General features: G+C 61.8%; 19 protein-coding genes. 15 read left to right on the forward strand and 4 right to left on the reverse strand.

Features of this window, described 5'->3' with window-relative positions:
* The first annotated feature begins 94 nt into the window (after positions 1–94).
* The 4 genes from JQ507_14410 to JQ507_14425 all read left to right on the forward strand — a co-directional run bounded on the left by JQ507_14410 (position 95) and on the right by JQ507_14425 (position 4,053).
* Positions 95–1,060 carry a LysR family transcriptional regulator gene (locus JQ507_14410; GenBank protein QRI72583.1) on the forward strand — a complete coding sequence of 322 codons (966 nt, stop codon included), beginning with the start codon at positions 95–97 and terminating at the stop codon, positions 1,058–1,060.
* Between the two features lie 398 nt (positions 1,061–1,458).
* The gene (locus tag JQ507_14415) at positions 1,459–2,193 is read left to right on the forward strand and encodes an ROK family protein (GenBank protein ID QRI72584.1); all 735 of its coding nucleotides are present in this window, start codon (positions 1,459–1,461) and stop codon (positions 2,191–2,193) included.
* Between the two features lie 133 nt (positions 2,194–2,326).
* Entirely contained in the window at positions 2,327–2,587 is a 261-nt protein-coding gene (locus JQ507_14420) for a PepSY domain-containing protein (GenBank protein ID QRI72585.1), read from the forward strand.
* A 182-nt stretch (positions 2,588–2,769) separates the two neighbouring features.
* Positions 2,770–4,053, forward strand: a complete 1,284-nt coding sequence (locus tag JQ507_14425) for a cystathionine gamma-synthase family protein (protein QRI72586.1) — start codon at positions 2,770–2,772, stop codon at positions 4,051–4,053.
* Between the two features lie 90 nt (positions 4,054–4,143).
* Here JQ507_14425 and JQ507_14430 read toward each other — a convergent pair whose 3' ends face one another.
* Both JQ507_14430 and JQ507_14435 read right to left on the reverse strand, forming a co-directional pair.
* Positions 4,144–5,133, reverse strand: coding sequence for an LLM class flavin-dependent oxidoreductase (locus JQ507_14430; GenBank protein ID QRI72587.1), 990 nt, complete (start codon positions 5,131–5,133; stop codon positions 4,144–4,146).
* Between the two features lie 276 nt (positions 5,134–5,409).
* On the reverse strand, positions 5,410–5,586 hold the full coding sequence (locus JQ507_14435; protein QRI72588.1) for a hypothetical protein: 177 nt from the start codon (positions 5,584–5,586) through the stop codon (positions 5,410–5,412).
* Between the two features lie 228 nt (positions 5,587–5,814).
* Between JQ507_14435 and JQ507_14440 the strand changes: the two genes are divergently transcribed.
* Positions 5,815–6,939 carry a metallophosphoesterase gene (locus JQ507_14440; protein ID QRI73335.1) on the forward strand — a complete coding sequence of 375 codons (1,125 nt, stop codon included), beginning with the start codon at positions 5,815–5,817 and terminating at the stop codon, positions 6,937–6,939.
* Between the two features lie 309 nt (positions 6,940–7,248).
* Positions 7,249–7,521: a DUF2312 domain-containing protein gene (locus JQ507_14445; protein QRI72589.1), complete on the forward strand. Its 273-nt coding sequence runs from the start codon at positions 7,249–7,251 to the stop codon at positions 7,519–7,521.
* Positions 7,522–7,645: 124 nt separating this feature from the next.
* On the opposite strand, the gene JQ507_14450 is transcribed toward JQ507_14445, so the two are convergent.
* Positions 7,646–8,242 (reverse strand): DedA family protein, encoded by a 597-nt coding sequence (locus tag JQ507_14450; protein ID QRI72590.1) that lies wholly within the window; start codon positions 8,240–8,242, stop codon positions 7,646–7,648.
* A gap of 424 nt (positions 8,243–8,666) precedes the next feature.
* Between JQ507_14450 and JQ507_14455 the strand changes: the two genes are divergently transcribed.
* The 6 genes from JQ507_14455 (at position 8,667) to JQ507_14480 (ending at position 13,619) form a co-directional block, all read left to right on the forward strand.
* Complete coding sequence (locus JQ507_14455) at positions 8,667–9,017, forward strand: hypothetical protein (protein ID QRI72591.1); 351 nt, start codon at positions 8,667–8,669, stop codon at positions 9,015–9,017.
* Positions 9,018–9,121: 104 nt separating this feature from the next.
* On the forward strand, positions 9,122–9,991 hold the full coding sequence (locus JQ507_14460) for an undecaprenyl-diphosphate phosphatase (protein ID QRI72592.1): 870 nt from the start codon (positions 9,122–9,124) through the stop codon (positions 9,989–9,991).
* Positions 9,992–10,112: 121 nt separating this feature from the next.
* Positions 10,113–10,508: a DUF1311 domain-containing protein gene (locus JQ507_14465; GenBank protein ID QRI73336.1), complete on the forward strand. Its 396-nt coding sequence runs from the start codon at positions 10,113–10,115 to the stop codon at positions 10,506–10,508.
* A gap of 498 nt (positions 10,509–11,006) precedes the next feature.
* Positions 11,007–12,068 (forward strand): acyltransferase, encoded by a 1,062-nt coding sequence (locus tag JQ507_14470; protein QRI72593.1) that lies wholly within the window; start codon positions 11,007–11,009, stop codon positions 12,066–12,068.
* A gap of 97 nt (positions 12,069–12,165) precedes the next feature.
* Positions 12,166–12,309, forward strand: a complete 144-nt coding sequence (locus tag JQ507_14475) for a hypothetical protein (protein QRI72594.1) — start codon at positions 12,166–12,168, stop codon at positions 12,307–12,309.
* The gene (locus JQ507_14480) at positions 12,306–13,619 is read left to right on the forward strand and encodes a VpsF family polysaccharide biosynthesis protein (protein QRI72595.1); all 1,314 of its coding nucleotides are present in this window, start codon (positions 12,306–12,308) and stop codon (positions 13,617–13,619) included. Before JQ507_14475 ends, JQ507_14480 begins: the two co-directional genes overlap by 4 nt.
* Positions 13,620–13,780: 161 nt before the next feature.
* Here the strand turns inward: JQ507_14480 and JQ507_14485 are convergent, their stop codons facing one another.
* Positions 13,781–14,491 (reverse strand): GntR family transcriptional regulator, encoded by a 711-nt coding sequence (locus JQ507_14485; GenBank protein ID QRI72596.1) that lies wholly within the window; start codon positions 14,489–14,491, stop codon positions 13,781–13,783.
* 200 nt (positions 14,492–14,691) lie between these two features.
* Here JQ507_14485 and JQ507_14490 point away from each other — a divergent pair, with 200 nt between their 5' ends.
* The 3 genes from JQ507_14490 to JQ507_14500 all read left to right on the forward strand — a co-directional run bounded on the left by JQ507_14490 (position 14,692) and on the right by JQ507_14500 (position 18,475).
* Positions 14,692–16,011 (forward strand): MHS family MFS transporter, encoded by a 1,320-nt coding sequence (locus tag JQ507_14490; protein ID QRI72597.1) that lies wholly within the window; start codon positions 14,692–14,694, stop codon positions 16,009–16,011.
* An 80-nt stretch (positions 16,012–16,091) separates the two neighbouring features.
* Complete coding sequence (locus JQ507_14495; GenBank protein QRI72598.1) at positions 16,092–17,153, forward strand: phosphotransferase; 1,062 nt, start codon at positions 16,092–16,094, stop codon at positions 17,151–17,153.
* Between the two features lie 5 nt (positions 17,154–17,158).
* Positions 17,159–18,475, forward strand: coding sequence for an aspartate aminotransferase family protein (locus JQ507_14500; protein ID QRI72599.1), 1,317 nt, complete (start codon positions 17,159–17,161; stop codon positions 18,473–18,475).
* Positions 18,476–18,500 lie beyond the last annotated feature (25 nt).

Here is an 18,500-nt window from a genome sequence, read left to right on the forward strand (position 1 = left end):
TGGAAGCCGGCGGCTTCGCATAGCGCCAGGCTAGGGCTCGCGCCCAGCAAGAAAAATTACTAAGATTGACAAGTCTCTGTAGGTTTTATGGATAATGGATCGGATCAAGCTCCACGATCTGCGCTGCTTCGACGCTGTCGCGACCAAGGGAAGCTTCCAGGCTGCCGGCGCCGCGCTGAACCGATCGCACCCATCGGTGTTCGTGGCGGTCGCCCGGCTCGAGCAGCAGCTCGGCCTCACGCTGTTCGATCGCAGCGGATACCGTGTGGGGCTGACGGAGGCGGGGCGGACGTTTCTCCTCCGGGCGCGGGCGACGTTGCGCGAGCTCGATCTGCTGCAGGCCTATGCGGAGCAGCTCGTCAGCGGGGAAGAGGTCGTCCTGCGTCTCGTCATCGGCGACCTGGTTCCGCGGCCGCCGATCCTGCAGATGCTCTCGGGGTTCTTTGCCCAATATCCCAACACGCGGCTGCACCTGGAATATGAGGCGGTCGGGGGACCTCTCGAGCGCTTGATCGAGGGGGAGGCGGACCTGGTGTTTCATCGCGCCGACCCGTCGGACCCGCGGTTCGAGCAGATCAAGCTCTCGACGACCGCCATGGTGCCGGTTGTCGCGCCCGGGTTCTTGCCGTTTGCGTGGACCAGGCGGATCACGCCGGAGCAGATGCGTCCATTCACGCAGTGCGTGATACGCGATACTGCGCGGCGACCGTCATCGGAAGCCTTCTTCCTGATTGACGGCGCCCATCAGTGCACGGTGCCGGACCAGATGATGAAGAAGGAGCTGATCCTGCATCGTCTTGCATGGGGCCATCTGCCGGCGTGGCTGATCGAGGATGAGCTCGCCGACGGCAGGTTGATCAGCATCGCGGGACCGAACTTTCCGGGTCGCGACGAAAATCTGGCGGTGATCCGGTATCGCCAGCATCCGCACGGACCTGTCGCGGAGGCGCTGTGGCGTCACCTTGGGGACTGGCGGCGGACGCAGCATCTCGGGCGGGTTGGTACGCGCGTAATCCGCCGCTCGCGTTCGCCGACGGGTGGCCGACGACGCTCGCGCTGATCCGCTCTGCAAAGTTGCCGCAACATCGAAGTCGCAAATGTGTTGTTAAGAATCGCGCTGCGCTGATTTTTCGATTCCGATTCGTTCTTCGCGAACGAAATGGAGTCGAACGGGGAACGCGGCGGCGCTGCCGTCTGTCGCACAAATCCGGCAAGCCGGAGCATCAACGGGTCTGAAGGATGTGCGAGATTGCACGCCGAGTACAATAATCCCACCGTGGTACAACATTGATCGCTTGGGTGCGGTGCGTGCATGCAGGTTGTTAACGTTTGAGCCTCGGCGATTTTGTCGATTCCGATTCGTTCCGCGCGAACAAATTGGAGTCAGATGCAGAACGCGGCTGTGGCGCGCAATGCGTTTCACTGCTCCACTCGGAGCGCACAAGAGAGAACCGATCGATGGCCAAGAAGGCAGCCAAGAAGACAGCCGAGAAAACGAAGAGGCCCGCGTCGCGGCGCACGGTGCTCGCGATCGACATCGGCGGCACACATGTGAAGGTCATGACCGACAAGGACCGAATCCGGCGCGAGTTCGAGTCAGGTCCGACCTTGTCCGCCACCGAGATGGTGCGGCAGGTCAAGGCGCTGACCAGGAACTGGTCCTACGATGTGATCTCGATCGGCTATCCCGGGCCGGTGGTGCACAACCGTCCGCTGACGGAGCCGCACAATCTCGGCCGCGGCTGGGCCGGGTTCGATTTTCACGCAGCGTTCGGCCGGCCGGTGAAGGTCGTCAACGACGCATTGATGCAGGCGATCGGCAGCTATCAGGGCGGGCGGATGCTGTTTCTCGGCCTCGGCACCGGGCTTGGCTCGGCGATGATCGTCGACGGCGTTTTCGAGCCGATGGAGCTCGGCCACTTGCCGTATCGCAGGGACGGGACGTTCGAGGACTATGTCGGCGCCGCCGGTCTCGAGCGGCGCGGCCTGAAGAAATGGCGCAAGAGCGTCGAGGACGTCATCGCGCGGCTGTCGGCGGCGCTGGAGCCCGACTACATCGTGCTCGGCGGAGGCAATGCCGACAAGATCGACAACCCGCCGCCCAAGGTGAGGTTCGGCGACAACGCCAACGCATTCGAGGGCGGTTTCCGGATGTGGAAGAAGGCGGCGCGCAAGCCGCGCAGCGCCCGTTGATGAAAATGGAATCGCCACCGAATTGCCGCAACTGCCGAAGGTTCGCGCTGCTCCGTGGTCGCCGCTGCTGGAACTGATCGGGGGCGCCGCTCGTTTTATGCGGCATGACATCCCGTTCCATGAGGAGTGAACCATGCGAAAATTCTTGATCCCTGCAGTCGCGGCTTTGGCGATTGGTGCCGCGACACCGGCGCTGGCCTATGATTCTGCCAGCCAGCTCTCCATGCAGGCGGCGCTCGACGTCGCGACCAGCATCGGCATCGTGACGGTGTCCAACACCGAATTCCTCGGCGACGAATGGGAGATCGAAGGCCGGGATTATCGCGGCCGCTGGATGCAGGTCGATGTCGACGCGCGCACCGGTGAGGTGCGCAACGTGGATCGCAGCTGGTAATCGCGTCCTCACCCACGTGCGAGCTTCCGAACGGCCGGCGGCGCAGGGCGCGCGCCGGCCGTCGTTATCCAGAACTGCGTGGCGCCGGGCTTTGGCCGAATGGCACAAAGCTGGAGTATGCTCGGTCGCATCATTCCGGGAATCGCCGCCGGCGCGGTGGTCTCGCGAACAGGAGACCGGCCATGACAAAACCGTTTCCATCCAGAACCCACATCGGCAACCATCTGCTGCATCCGGAAACCCAGATGCTGAACTACGGCTACGACCCGCAATTGTCGGAAGGCGCCGTCAAGCCTCCGGTATTCCTCACCTCGACCTTCGTGTTCCGCACCGCCGAGGACGGCAAGGACTTCTTCGATTTCGTCGCGGGCCGGCGCGAGCCTCCGGAAGGCATGGGGGCGGGGCTGGTCTATTCGCGCTTCAATCATCCGAACAGCGAAATCGTCGAGGACCGTCTCGCGATCTATGAGCGCACCGAGAGCTGCGCGCTGTTTTCCTCCGGCATGTCGGCGATCTCGACCACGGTGCTCGCCTTCGCGCGGCCGGGGGATGTGATCCTGCACTCACAGCCGCTCTATGGCGGCACCGAGACGCTGTTCACCAAGACGCTGGCGGCGTTTTCGATTCAAGCCGTGGGCTTCGCCGACGGCCTCGACGAAAGCGTCGTGCGCGCCGCCGCCGACGAGGCGATGAAGAAGGGCCGCGTTGCGATGATCTTCATCGAGACGCCGGCCAATCCGACCAACGGCCTGGTCGATATCGCGCTGACCCGGCGTGTCGCCGACGCGATCGGCAAGGCGCAGGGCTTCACGCCGATCATCGCCTGCGACAACACGCTGCTCGGGCCGGTGTTCCAGCGCCCGATCGAGCACGGCGCCGATCTGTCACTGTACTCGCTGACCAAATATGTCGGTGGCCATTCCGATTTGATCGCGGGCGCGGCGCTCGGCTCGAAGAAGCTGATGAAGGACGTCAAGGCGCTGCGCGGCGCGATCGGCACCCAGCTCGATCCGCATTCCTGCTGGATGATCAGCCGCTCGCTGGAAACGCTCAGCCTGCGCATGGAAAAGGCCGATCGCAATGCGCGGATCGTCGCCGACTATCTGCGCGACCATCCCAAGGTGGCGACGGTGCATTATCTCGGCCATCACGACCCGGGCTCGCCGGCGGGCCGGGTGTTCGCGAGCCAGAGCTCTGGCGCCGGTTCGACCTTCTCGTTCGACATCGTCGGCGGGCAGGCGGCCGCGGAGGCGTTCCTCAACAACCTGCAGATATTCAAGCTCGCTGTGAGCCTCGGCGGCACCGAGTCGCTCGCGAGCCTGCCGGCGACCATGACGCATTCCGGCGTGCCCGCCGATATCAGGACAAAGATCGGCGTGCTCGATACCACGATCCGGCTCTCGATCGGGATCGAGCACCCGTCCGATCTGGTCGCCGACATTGCGCAGGCGTTGACCAAGGTGTGACTTGTAGGATGGGTGGAGCGAAGCGATACCCATCGCTTCGTATCCGCGGCGCAAAGGATGGGTATCGCTGCGCTCCACCCATCCTACGCCCTACGGCGTGATCCCGCCGGCTTTCGCGATCAGCTCGAACGAGCGCAGCCGCTGCTGGTGATCGTAGACGTCGGACACGATCATCAACTCGTCGGCGCCGGTCTCGGCGACCAGCGCGTCCATCCCGGCGCGCACCGTCTCGGGTGAGCCGATGATGGAGCGCTCCAGCATCCGCGTCGCCTGGACCTTCTCCTGTGGCGACCAGTAGCTCTCGATGTCGTCGATCGGCGGCTGACTCAGGCCGCGCGTGCCGCGGAAGATGTTGGTGAATGACATCTGCTGCGTGGTGGCGAGGCGTCGCGCTTCGGCGTCGGTATCGGCGGCGATGATGTTGACACCGACCATGGTGTAAGGCTGCGCGAGCTGCTCCGACGGCTTGAAGCGGGCGCGGTAGATCTGCAGCGCCTGGAGCAACAGCTCGGGCGCGAAGTGCGAGGCGAAGGCGTAGGGCAGGCCGAGCTCACCGGCCAGCATCGCACCGAAGTTGCTCGAGCCGAGGATCCACAGCGGCACGTCGGTGCCCGCAGCCGGCACCGCCTGGATGCGCTGGTTGGGGCCGGCGGCGGCGAGAAAGGCCTGCACCTCGAGCACGTCCTGCGGAAAGTTCTCGGCCGATTCCGGCGTGCGGCGCAGCGCGCGCAAGGTGAGCTGATCGGTGCCCGGTGCGCGGCCGAGGCCAAGGTCGATGCGGTCCGGAAACAGCCGCGCCAGCGTGCCGAACTGCTCGGCAATGACGTAGGGCGCATGGTTCGGCAGCATGATGCCGCCGGCGCCGACCCGGATGGTGCTGGTGCCCGCCGCGATATGCCCGATCACGACCGACGTCGCGGCGCTGGCGATCCCCGCCATGTTGTGGTGCTCCGCCACCCAGATCCGGCGATAACCCAGGGCCTCGGCATGGCGGGCGACATCGCGCGCATTGTACAGCGCGCCGCGCGCGTCGGTGTCCTCGGTGACGCGGACGAGATCAAGGATGGAGAGGGCGGCCACGGCGGCTCCGGAACGTTGCGGACTGGAGCCGGTGGTATCTGGCTGTGTCCAGGTGAGGGCGAAACGGCGCGGGCAGCCGATTCATGCAGATGCATATGGATACGGTCCGCGTGCGGGTCAATCGGGCGGATGCGACCGGGGGTATTCGCCATTGATGGCGACGGCGCGAAGCGACGCGTCCCAAAATATCGAAAACAACCCCATGCAAAGGGCGGGCGGCCGCCGGAACTCCGAAAAGCGACTTGACCCGTCGGGCAACTCAGCGATACATTTCCATTATTCCGAAATCGTGCGGGTGCCCGCCGTTTGCCGGCCACCGCCGGAGAACCGTCGCGTCACGCCCCAGACGATCGCGGCGGCGAAGGCGATGTGCTCGGTGCGGCGCACGATAGAAAATGAGCAATGTTCAAGCTTTATCTTGGACGAACGGCGCGGAAGCTTCACCTCTCCCATGGGAGCCCCGATGGGGAGAGGTGAACCGGGATCGCGCCGAGCCGATTCAAGCCAATCTGATCGCGCTTCGACTGCTCACGTCGCGGCTCAGAGCGCGCAGGGCGTCTTGGCAGCGCGCGACTTGCCGAAAATGTGCTGATGGTGGCGCTTACGCCTGCGGCCGATCCAACCTACCTTTGCCGGGCGCCGACCGCCCAGCCTTAACCGATCCGATCCGGAGCGTGACCAATTCCCCAACTCATTTTCGGCCTGACCAGCCTCTTGATCCTGGCCCGTTTCATCTGGCCGCTCGACTGGCCGCTGCCGGCTAAGATCGTCGCAGCCTTGCTCGTGCTGGTCGCCCTGCAGTTTCACCGCTGGAACAGGCTGTCGTCGGGATCGGAATTCTCGCCGGAGTTTCCGCGTCCGGTGGTCGCGCTGTTCAACTGGGCGTTCGGTGCGGTGATGCTGCTGGCGCTGCTGCAGCTGGCGCTCGATGCTGGATTGATCGTCGCCGCGGTGATCCATGGCGGCTTTGTGGGGGCGCCGGACGGCGTCCGCTACGCGCTTGCCGGCGTGGCGGCCGCAGCCGCCGCGATCGGCGTCCATCAGGCGATGCGCATTCCGCCATTGAAGGATGTCGAGGTCGCGATCCGCGGACTGCCGCCAGAGTTCGACGGCTACACCATCCTGCAACTGACCGACCTGCACATCAGCCGGCTGTTTCCCGCGTCATGGGCGCGCGAGGTGGTCGCGCGATCGAACAAGCTCGACGTCGACCTGATTGCGATCACCGGCGACCTGATCGACGGCAGCATTGACGCGCGGCGCAACGACATCGCGCCGCTGCAGGACCTCATGGCCGCCGACGGTGTCTACGTGATCTCGGGCAATCACGAATATATCTTCGGCTATGACGCCTGGATGGCGCACTACGCCGCACTCGGCCTGCGCTCGCTCGAGAACAGCCGCATCACGCTCGAACGCGGCGGCGGCCGCCTGGTGATCGCGGGCATTACCGACCGTGCGTCGCGCCGCAGGAAGCATCCGGTCCGCGATCTTGCCGCGGTGCTCGCCGGCTCGCCTGAGGGCGCGCCCGTCATCCTGCTCGATCACCAGCCGAGCGATGCCCGCAACGCAGCTCGGCTCGGCGTCGCCCTGCAACTCTCCGGGCACACCCATGGCGGATTGATCATCGGCATCGACCGGCTGGCCGCGCCCGCCAATGCCGGATTCGTCTCGGGCCGCTACGACGTCGACGGCATGACGCTCTACGTCAACAACGGCACCGCGCTCTGGCCGGGCTTCGCCGTGCGGCTCGGCCGGCCGTCCGAATTGACGCGGATCACGTTGCGGGTGGCTGATGATGCCTGAGTGATGTGTGACGGATGCGATGATGCTATTGCGAGGTCGGTGTCATCACCCGCGAAAGCGGGTGATCCGGTATTCCAGAGACGCCGGCGCTGGAGCCGAATGGCCGCGGCGTACTGGATCGCCCGGGTGTAGGTGAGGGCACAGCTTCGCGTTCTCACAACATGATTTGTCCGAGCTGTGCTCCTCGTCTCGTTGCGAGCAAAGCAATGTATGGTTCAAGCTATCAACAAACCGCCGCGACGCCGTTTGCTTAACACATTGGTCATCTCTTTGCTCGCATTTTCACGACCTCATTCAGCAGGAGGCACCATGTCCGACATCACCATTCCCGGCGGAAAAATTCGTTCCTTCGTCGAGCGGATCGAGAACCTGGACACCGAGATCCAGGAACTCAGCGAGCAGAAGAAGGAAGTCTTCTCGGAAGCGAAGGGCGACGGCTTCGACGTCAAGATCCTCAAGGAGATCATCAAGCTACGCAAGCAGGACCAGGACGAGCGCGACGAGCGCGAAAGCCTGCTCGATCTCTATATGCGCGCGATGGAAACCGCGCCGGCAGAGGACAAGACCGCGAAAGCGGCGTGACGCCTTCCTCGAGCACGATGAGTTTGAATTGAATCGGTTCGGCTCCGCACGACTTCACCTCTCCCAAGGGAGAGGTGGTTCGCCGCCGTCGATCCCGGTTCAACCTAATCCCGTCCCACTCCGGTCAGCGGAGCGACCAGGCGATGCCGAGGAGGGCGGCGGAGAGAAGCCCGAGGGCGACGAACCATCGGTGGTATCTCTCGATCAATTGCAGTAATCGCGATCCCAAAAGCCGGACCAGGGCGGCAACGATCGCAAAATGCAGCAGGCGGCCGAGCACGGCCGCGACCGTGAAGGTCCAGAGGTTCATCGACGCCACGCCTGCGGCAATGGCGATGAACTTGAACGGAATCGGAGTGAAGCTCTTGGCGATGATGATCCAGACTCCCCAGTCTTCAACGAGGTTCTGGTAGCGCCGAAAGTTGTCGGCCTGGCCGTAGATCTCGACCAGCGTCTGTCCGACCGCCGTCCAGGCAAAATATCCGATCCCATAGCCGACCAGGGCTCCGGCCGATGACGCCACGACACAGACGGTGCACAGGAGCAAACTCCGCTCCGGACGTATGAGCAGCATCGGGACGAGGAGCAGGTCGGGCAAGACAGGTAGAACCGAACTGTCCGCAAACGCGATCAGCGCGAGCAGTACGAGGCCGGTCCGACTGCCTGAGAACGCTTCAGCGCGGCGTCGCCAGACGTCGCGGTTCGTGGAAAACAGACGCATGATCATCCATCGACCAGCAATGCGCACGCCACGCAAGAAAATAGTTCGGCATCGCGTGCCTCCAGTGTACGTCCATCCCCGCTCGAGGTGAAACAGCGCGAGCTCATCCAGCTGCAAAAGTCGGGAATGTTCCGGTCTTGTGGGCGCTACCCTGGATCGATCGGACGACACGCGGCGTCGCCGAACCGAAACTTGCTCGCCTCTGCTGACATTGCGGCATAAGCGCACACAATCGCGTGTCGCGGGCAAGGCAGCGAAATTATCTGGCGCATGTAAGGACGGTGTAAGTCGGCGACCGTATGACATATCGGCGGCGGTCCCTGCGGCAAGACGACTGCAAGGCTGCGCTTGAGGACATGGACGAGCCTCACGCGGCGTGCCGCTTGCGATGGTCCAAATCAGGAGCCCGTGCGGCGAAGCTGAAATGCGAAGTGGCGTGCAGGTGGCGTGCATCACTGCCTTGGCTTGGTCGGCATCTGGCGGCTCCGCGCAAGCAGCGGAATGGCGCTATTGCCTTGCGCTCTCTCAGGCCGAGCAGAGAGTCTACATGTCGTACCCGTTCCAATGCGCCACCGACGATTTTCAGAAGCTGGAGCGCGTGCTTCGAGAGTCACTTACCCGTGCGGGCGTTCCGGTCGACACCGTGCAGTGTCCGCGGGGCGGCGATGAGCGCAGCATCCTGGCGATGCGCGACCACGCCATCGCGTTCAATCGACAGACGCAGATCACCGCGGTCGATGTCAAATGGCGTCCCGGCGCGCGTCTTTGCGAATGAGAGTGCCTTGCGGCTCCCGACGCTCCGGCTGACGTGCCCACGAGCGCGCTTGATGCGCAGTCGAGATCAACACGCCGAGCAAGCAGCACAGCGAACGGGAACCAATGGCTAGCACCTGCACGCAAGGAATCGACACGGGCTTCGTCGCGCTCGGCTATGGAAAGGTTGCCGCGCTCGGGGTCCTGCAAGGAATAACCGAGCTGCTGCCGATCTCGTCCACGGCGCACATGCGGCTGGTGCCGGCCGTTCTGGGTTGGCCGGATCCGGGATCGGCGTTCTCTGCGGCCATGCAGCTTGCCGCGGTTGCAGCCGTCGTCAGCTATTTTTGGCGGGACGTGCGCGCCCTTGCGACCAACTCCGTTGCCGCAATGGCGCGGGGACAATTCCAGGACCGCTGGTTTCGTCTCGCACTGTGGATCGTTCTGGCAACGATCCCGATCGCCGTCGCGGGATTGCTGGCGTCCGGGCTCCTGAACGCCTGCAATTCGCCGCTTCGCAGCGTCGTGGTGATCGGTTGGGCCTGCGTTGCGATGGCGCTGCTGCTCGGTGCGGCGGAGATCCATGCCAGGCATCGGCGGACGATCGGCGAAGCCGGCTTTTTCGATGCGATGCTGGTGGGACTGGCTCAGGTGGGCGCTCTGATCCCCGGCGTCTCGCGTTCGGGTTCAACCCTGACGGCGGCGCTTGCGCTCGGCTTCAAACGGGACGAGGCCGCGCGCTTCTCGTTTCTGCTGGGTTTGCCTGCGATCACCCTGGCCGGCCTCAAGGAATTGTGGGAGCTGTACCATCTTCATCTCGACCTTCATGCCTGGTCGGTTCTGATTGTCGGCCTCGCGGTTGCCTCCGTCTCGGCATTCGTCGGGATCTGGAGCCTGATGCGCGTGCTTGAACGCTTCTCCAGCTGGCCTTTCGTGATCTATCGCTTCGTCCTCGGCCTCGTCATCCTCGCAGGCGCAGCGGCGGGAGTTCTTTGAGCTGGAGTGTGGGGCAGGCTGAGCGCAGATCTCCGGTGCATCATTCCTTGATCTCATTTCGGACGCTTTTGTGCGGCGATGGTTGGCGAAAGACACAAGGCAGGGTGATCGGGACATGGTGATGCTTTCGCGAAGGCCCGTCATTGTCGCGGCCATGCTCGTGCTCGGAGCTTTACCGGTCTGCGCGCAGCAAAGCGCCGAGTTTGATGCATGCATGGACAAGGCCGAGGGGGTGTCGACCAAGATGCTCGACTGCGGCAAGGCCGAAATCGGCAAGTGGGACACGCGGCTCAACACCGCCTATCAAGCCCTTCTCGCCGGCTCGAAGGGCGACGCCCACGCGCAATTGCTGACCGAGCAGCGGGCCTGGCTGAAGCATCACCTCAGCGAAACCCATCGCCTCGCCGCGGATCCCGACAACGGCTCCGTCGCGTTCCTCGATTCCCAGGCATTCGAATTGAAGGACATATCCGACCGCACGCTGCTGCTCGAAAAGCGCGTCCAGGCTGCGCGGTAGACGGCACCGCTTTGATCGTCAGCGAGAAGGGCGGGCGGGCGACTTGTCCGCCGTAGCCCATTGAGCGAAGGCGGAAGCGTGAGGCGTCTTCGGCGACCGCGCTCAATTCACCATGTCACCGGTCGTTTCCTTTCAGCGCCTTGCGCGGCAGATGGTTAACGAAGCAGGACGCGATGCCCCTCCGAACCGGAGGTCAGGCCGAAAGAACGGCGTCGAGTTCGGTCGCTGCGCATCGATCGCGATCCAGTTTCTCTATGGCCTGCTTCCGTGACCTGAAACGACGCGGGCGAAATTGCTTTACGATTAATCATTCGGCGACATTTGGCTTTCAAAGAGCAGGGTACGTGTCGTACCGTCAGCCTGCAGCGCGCTCTGACGCGGCTGGCAGCAGGTTACCGCGAGCGCAATGCGCTCCATGTCGAACGAGCAACCATCAAGCCGCGCACTTCAATGTCTGCTTCGGGTTGCGCGACGCTCCAATAGAGTCTTCGATAAAAAATGACCGCAAACAAGCCCGTTAGCCCAACTGCGTACCTGGATCTGCTGCGCGCCGTCGCAATCGTCCTGGTGGTCAATTCGCATTTGGATGATCTCTACCCGATTCACCAACTGGGCACGGGCGGCGTATTCGGCAATGAGCTGTTCTTCTTCATTTCGGGATACGGGCTGTATTTGAGTTATCAGGCGAGCAAGGAGCCGATTGGAGGCTGGCTCATCCGACGGCTGCATCGCGTGTACGAGCCGCTCTTTGTCGTCGCGACTTTCCTTGTGCTGGTTGGCGACGCTCCCATGCACAGCTTCGCCGACTTCTTCTGGCTGTACGTGATACCGCTGCAATTCTGGTTTCTTCCAACCATTGTCGGTTGTTACGTTCCGGTCTACCTCATCATGTCGAAGATGGAGACGAAAAGGGCTTTCGCGTATCTCTTCGCCGCATTGGCCATTGCATATGTTCTTCTATTCTCGATCTTTGCTGAAAAGACCAGCTGGCTCACCGAGCACTACAATGTGCAGACGGAAGTAACTCTTCCACTGCGCATCATTTTCTACTTCGGCACCATGGTCATGGGTGTTTATGCAGCCCGGTTTCATGCCAACACCAAGGGCAAGATCACCGATCTGGTTTGGCTGCTGATCTCTATCGCCGGCTTTTATCTCTTCGTGGGCAGCCTTGGGCGTTTCATCCCATTCGAAGTGCAGATCCTGGATCGGATTCCGGCGCTTGCGTTCGTTGTTTTCGCTTTCCGTTTCGCGCGCTATCCATGGCTCGAGCAGTTTGTCGCCAACTATCTGAGTGCTCCTGTCACGCTTCTGGCTGGAGTTGCACTGCAAATCTACCTCACGCACGACTTCATCCTTCGCCAGGATGCGCTTCGAGAAATTCCATTTCCCGTCAACATCATGGTCTTCTGTGTAGCTACGCTGGCGCTGTCGGTTCTATTTGAGAAGCTCAGCCTAAGGCCGAGGAAGAAAAGGCAGCGACTTAAGGAGCCGTCGCAGGACGTGGCAACGATGGGTGCGAACGTCGGTCCCGGTGCCGGACAAGGCCAGACCTCCTGATGTCCGCCTTTTGAGCGCGCCGCCAACTGGGTTAATGGAGCGTTAACTTGCTTGCCGTATCCCGTGCGGATTGAGGTAGGGCTCGGTTGAGGCGCTCATGTCGGCCAAGCAGAAGCACGGCGTTGTTGTCGGCGGCCATACGATCTGCGTGACGGGCGCGGCGACCCGGCCGGGAAATCACCTCGGTCCGTGGCGGGAAGCGGACGGCATGTACGCCGCGAAGGCACGACAGCGCCGATGACAGACGCCGCCGCCTCGATTTCGCGCCCGCCGCCGATTAGAACGGTCAGGCTCGCTTTGCCTTTTGCCGGCCGACGCATCCAGGCGATGCTCGCCGTCTATGTCGTCGTTCTCTTTGTATTCTCGGCGACAGTGCTTGATTTCATCGGCTACGACTATTCGGCGATTGAAGGGACGCAGATCACCAAGATACATCCGTCGACCTATCTCCTCGCCATCATATTCTTTGCTTTCGTCGTTACGTACCCCCGGAAAATCGATCTCGCGCGCTACTACGTCGCGACCAAACTCGGTGCGATCTTTTTCTTCTGCGCGACGACGTTCGCCATTATCAACATCGTCGTCGGTGGACGAAGCGGTTTCGGAATGTATTTCGACACCGACCTGCATCTCTTCCTTTGCTGCATGTTGCTGCCGTTTGTCCCGCCGGAGCGCATGATCGAGCTCGAGCGGTTTATCCATTGGTTCTTTGCAGCGAATGCGGTTCTCGGCATTTTCGAACTTGCGTCGGGGTTCAATGTTTTCCCGCTCACGACCTTTTCTCCCGATGGAACGACGACCATCGAGGCTCGGTCGGTCGCGCTTCACGGCCACCCGCTACACGCCGCAACCATAACAAGCGCATACATCGTGAGTTTGCTGGTCGGCGGCGGCAAGCTGTTGCCGCCGAAGTGGCGGGTGCCGATGATGGGATTGCAGGCGACGGCCATGATTGCCTATGGCGGGCGCACAGCCTTGCTGACAACCATCACGATCCTCGCTCTCGCTGCCCTATGGCAAATCTTGAGATTTGCCGGAGGCAAGCGGTTTTCCCGCGGCGCAGTGACGGCCGCCGCTGCGGTGATTCCGCTCGGAATAGGGATCGTCTCTGCTTTGGCCTTGGCGGGCTTCTTTGATCAACTGCTTGAACGGTTCTCCAACGATGGCGGCAGCGCCCGCAGCCGCTTGGTGATGCTGCCGCTATGGACGTCGTTCAGCGGAGGCGACCTTCTGTGGGGCCCGGATCCGGACTACATCAGATCGCAGACGTATTCCTTCGGATTGGAGTGGGGCATCGAGAACCCCCTGGTCCATATCAGCATCTATCAAGGAGTGTTCGTCACGGCTCTCATCGTGCTGGGGCTGCTGCTCATCTTCGGTGAAGCGTTCAAGCGTCTCGAGCCGCGAGCGATATTTCCGATGATCGTCTACCTTCTGCTCATCAATTCGTTCGGATCGTTCGCCGGACGATTCCTCAACATGACGATCTTCCTGATCCTGATTTCCGCACTGTTCCGGCGAGAGAACGTTTCGAGCGACCACGTCGTCTAGACGGCAAGAGCTCGGGGCTGTCGCGAGCGCCTGCCCCGCGAAGCGCCAGGGAGGTGAATACCTTGCCGGTCTCCGCACCGCTATACCCTCCAGCAACAGGGCAATCAGCGTAGGTCCCCACCCGCCGACCCAATTCGCGTGGAGTAGCGAAAGACCAAAAGCTACTGCATCGCGTTGGGAAGCCCGTCGGTCAATACTTCGGAAGACGGCCCGTCCAGCAAAAGCCCCGAGCTCAAAAGGATTTCCGCCGTCGCATTGATGTCGGCCTGTATGGCGGCTTCCGCCGCCACCGGATCGCGTTTCCGCAAAGCCTCCAGAATTTCGTAGTGATACGAGATCATTGCCCGGCCGCCTGCATTGTAAACCGCGGCGATCAACGGACCCATGCGAAGCCACATATTCTCGATCAATTCCTGCAGCGTTGGCATTCCCGCGATCTTCGCGATTTCCGCGTGGAAAAGCCGGTTGAGCTTCACGGCAGCAACCCTGTCGCCGTTCGTGCGCGCCGTTTCGTTCTCTTCAAGGATGCGGGTCAGTAAAACTTCGGAGGTCCGGTCGATCCTGCTGGCCGCGAGTTGGGCCGCCAGCCCCTCGATGCGCAGGCGAATGAGGCGCACTTCCTGAAGCTGATCGATGCGCATTCGCGGAACGCGGATATCCTTCAGGCCGCGCATTTCGAGTGCGCCTTGCTTCACGAGCCGGAGCAAAGCGTCCCGGACGGGTGTGACGCTCACACCGAGTTGGTCGGCGAGGGCCCTGATTCTCACCTTGTCGTCGGGCTGGAGTTGTCCCTCGATCAGAGCCAACGCGATCTGCGAATACACCGTCTCGTAGAGGCTGGTGTGATCAAGCGTCGAGAATACGTCTTTCACCCTGGGCGTCTCTTTTCGGTTCGCGGGGCCACGTGCAGCGCTCGGGTCGGTATAGCACTTCGCCCAATTGGGCGCCAAGTGATGATATTTGATGCGTCAAAACACACTTGACGCATGATGCATCAAAAATTTAGGGTGCGAGCCGCCGGAAAACACAAGCCACCTCAAGCCGAGCGTTTTACGCAGGGAGAACGAACACTATGGCTCAGCCACAACCTATACGCGCCGCGCTGGCGGCGTTTTTGGGTACTGCAATCGAATGGTACGACTACTATATCTACGGTACCGCCGCGGCTCTTGTGTTCGGCGAGGTGTTTTTCGCCACGAATGACCCCTTCATGGGTGTCCTGGCCTCTCTGGCCACTTTCGCCGTCGGCTTTGTAGCGCGCCCATTCGGCGCTCTCGTGTTCGGGCATCTCGGCGACAAGGTTGGTCGCAAGAAGAGCCTCGTCATCACTCTGGTGCTGATGGGCAGCGCGACGACCGCCATCGGTCTCCTGCCAAGCTTCCACTCGATCGGCGTAACCGCGACCATTCTTCTCGTCATTCTTCGCTTGGCTCAGGGTGTCGCAGTAGGGGGCGAGTGGGGCGGTGCGGTTCTCATCGCTACCGAACACGCGCCGGAAAAGTGGCGGACCTTTCTCGCCGCGGCTCCGCAATATGGAAGCCCTGTCGGCCTGATCCTCTCCACCCTGGCGTTCCGAGCGGTTTCCTCGTTGCCGCAGGAAGACTTCGCAGCCTGGGGCTGGCGCATTCCCTTCATCCTCAGCGGTCTGCTTGTCATCGTTGCATTCATCATCCGTGCGGGTGTCAACGAAAGCCCCGAGATGGTCGCCCAACTTGAACGGGACCGCAGCTATGAGATGGTTCCGGTGCGAGAGGTGCTGAAAACCAAGAAGAAAGCCGTCGTACTCGGTGTCGGCCTGAGCCTGCTGGGAATCGCGGGTTTCTACTTCATCACCACCTTCATGATCAGTTACACTACAACCTACCTGAAGATTCCGAAGAGCCAGATCCTGGACGTGATCTCCTGGATCGGCGTGGTCCAGCTCTTCGCGACGGCAACCGGCTCTTACATCGCGAGCAAGATCGGCGAACGTTTGTTGCTTCTCATCGCAACGGGCGGCGCGGTCATTTGGTCGGTTCCGATGATGATGCTCGTGATCACCGGCAATATCTCGAACATTGCCGCTGGCGTGCTGGTCGCAACCTTCATGATCGGCATGTACTACGCGGTGATTGCCGCTTATCTGCCCCGCGCGTTCCCCGTACGCATGCGCTACACCGGCATTTCGCTTAGCTTCCAACTGTGCGGCGCGATATTCGGCGGTACTACCCCAATCGTCGGCGTCTGGCTGGCCCACACCTACGGGCTCCAATGGGGACCTTTGGCCGCGCTCTTCGCGGTAATCGCCGGCGGCGCATTCCTGTCGATCTATTTCCTCCCGATTGAGAAGGCCGAAACGGCGGTCGAAGTCGGTTCGGCGGCCGGACAGCCTAGCTACGCCGCAAATCGATAACCGGCAAAACCGGAGAGCCGCATCCGCCGAGAAGGCGGTGCCGCTCTCCGGAATTCCTACTCTCACGACAGGACTATCGAATGGCCTCGGTTCCACCGCTGAGAAGCCCCGCAGCGGGTGACGCTCTGTCTTCTCACTGGACACTTCTGCCGCTTCGTCAGGTTCAGGACGTTGTTGCGCATGTTTACGGCATTCGTGGCACCGTGACCCGACTTTCCAGCGAACGGGACGAGACGTTCAAATTCGTTGCCGAGGATGGCACCAACTACATTCTTAAAATCGCCAACCCATTCGAAGACGCAGCTGTGTTGTCCTTTCAGGATGGCGCACTGCTTCATCTGGAATCGGTCGGGTCGTCAGTTCCTGTCCCGAGACTGATCGCGACCGAAGACGGAAGGCGCAGTTACGATCTCAGGCTTCCGGAAGGTGGTAGCACTCGCACCGTTCGTCTGCTCAGTTATCTCGCGGGCGACCAACTTTCCCGATTGCCCCCCTCAGTGACGCGCAATCGCAATCTGGGTTCGGTTCTTGCCGCACTCGGAAAGGGGTTGGAGAGCTTTGAAGGCCGTCCTCCTGCCGGGAAGCTGCTCTGGGACATCAGCCACACCCTCGACCTCGACAATCTGATCCAACACGTCGGAGCCGAGCGGCGCAAACTGGTATCGGACGTTCTAGCCGAGTTTGCGCGAACCGTTCCTGGCGTCAGGTCGTCGCTCAAAACGCAGATCATTCACAACGACTTCAATCTGCACAACATTCTGGTCGATCCGGCAGAGCCGTTGGAGATCGCCGGGATCATCGATTTTGGCGACATGGTGTTCGCTCCGCGCGTCAACGACCTCGCGGTCGCGCTCGCTTATCATGTGAGCGACGACGATTGGCAGGGATTGATGGGCGCGATGCTCGGTGGCTATTGCGCTGAGACTGCATTGGAAGAGGCCGAGATTGCACTGCTCCCGGTGCTCATCAAGGCGCGGCTGGCCCTTACGATCATCATTCCGGAATACCGGGCTGCGAGCCGACCGGAGAACCGCGACTACATCATGCGCAATCATGGTGGCGCGCTGCTCGGTCTACAGCGCCTCTCCGCAATGTCCGAGTCGGAATTCTTCCGGTTCGTCGCGTCCAACTGCAAGAGGTAAAAACCATGGCGATGGTCAACGCATTCACCGCTGAAGATTTCGCGCGTCTGGATACCGAAGACCAGGCGCTCATTGCGCGCCGCGAGCGTGTGTTGGGTCCGGCCTATCGTCTATTCTATGAGCAGCCGCTGCATCTCGTGCGGGGCGAAGGCGTGTGGCTGTTCGACGCCAAAGGCAACCGCTATCTCGATGCCTATAATAATGTTGCATCGATGGGACATTGCCACCCGAAGGTCGTCGAGGCGATCGTCAAGCAGACCGGGATTCTCAATACTCACACGCGGTATCTACACGAATCGATCATCAACTACGCGGAAGCTCTAACCGCGACATTCCCGTCCGATCTCAGTCAAGTGATGTTCACCTGCACCGGGAGCGAAGCCAACGATCTGGCCGTCCGCATCGCGCGACATGCGACAGGCGCCAACGGTATCATCGCCACCAAGCTTGCCTACCACGGCCTGACCAGTGCGGTGGCGGAGTTCTCTCCGTCGCTTGGCGAATTCGTCGATCTCGGCACCCATGTGCGCACCGTCACGGCGCCGGATTCATACCGTATGGCTCCGGAAGAGATCGGAGAGCAGTTCCGGAAGGATGTGCAGGCGGCCATCGACGACCTCAAACGTCACGGCATCAAGCCCGCATTGCTGATCGTCGATACGATCTTCTCCAGTGACGGCGTGGTCGGTGGGCCGAAGGGGTTCCTCAAGCCGGCAGTGGACGCTATTCACGCAGCAGGTGGTCTGTTCATTGCCGACGAGGTGCAACCGGGATTCGGACGAACCGGAGACGCAATGTGGGGCTTCATGCGCCACGGCGTCGAGCCCGACATGGTCACGGTCGGCAAGCCGATGGGCAACGGGTACCCGATGGCGGGGGTGATCATGCGCCCGCAGGTCGTTGCCGAGTTCGGCGAGAAGGCGCGTTATTTCAATACATTCGGCGGCAATCCTGTCGCCGCAGCGGCGGGTATGGCCGTACTCGACGTTATCAAAGCCGATAACTTGCAGAACAATGCACGAGATGTCGGCGCCTTCATGCAGGATGAATTCCGGCAGCTCGCGGCGGAATTCGCGGTGATCGGCGATGTTCGCGGCGCCGGACTGTTCATCGGTGTCGAGATCGTCTCCGATGCAAAGTCGAAAACGCCCGACGCGGCGACGACGAGCCGCCTCGTCAATGGTCTGCGTGAACGGCGCATCCTGATCAGCGCGTCGGGCCCGGCCGCAAACGTACTGAAAATCCGACCGCCATTGGTTTTCTCGCGAGAGAACGCCGGGATGCTGGTAGCCGGCATGCGCGAGGTTCTGGAAACGCTCTGAACAAGACCTCGATCGGAATTCTCGG

It is taken from the genome of Bradyrhizobium sp. PSBB068 (assembly GCA_016839165.1).
GTDB lineage: Bacteria > Pseudomonadota > Alphaproteobacteria > Rhizobiales > Xanthobacteraceae > Bradyrhizobium.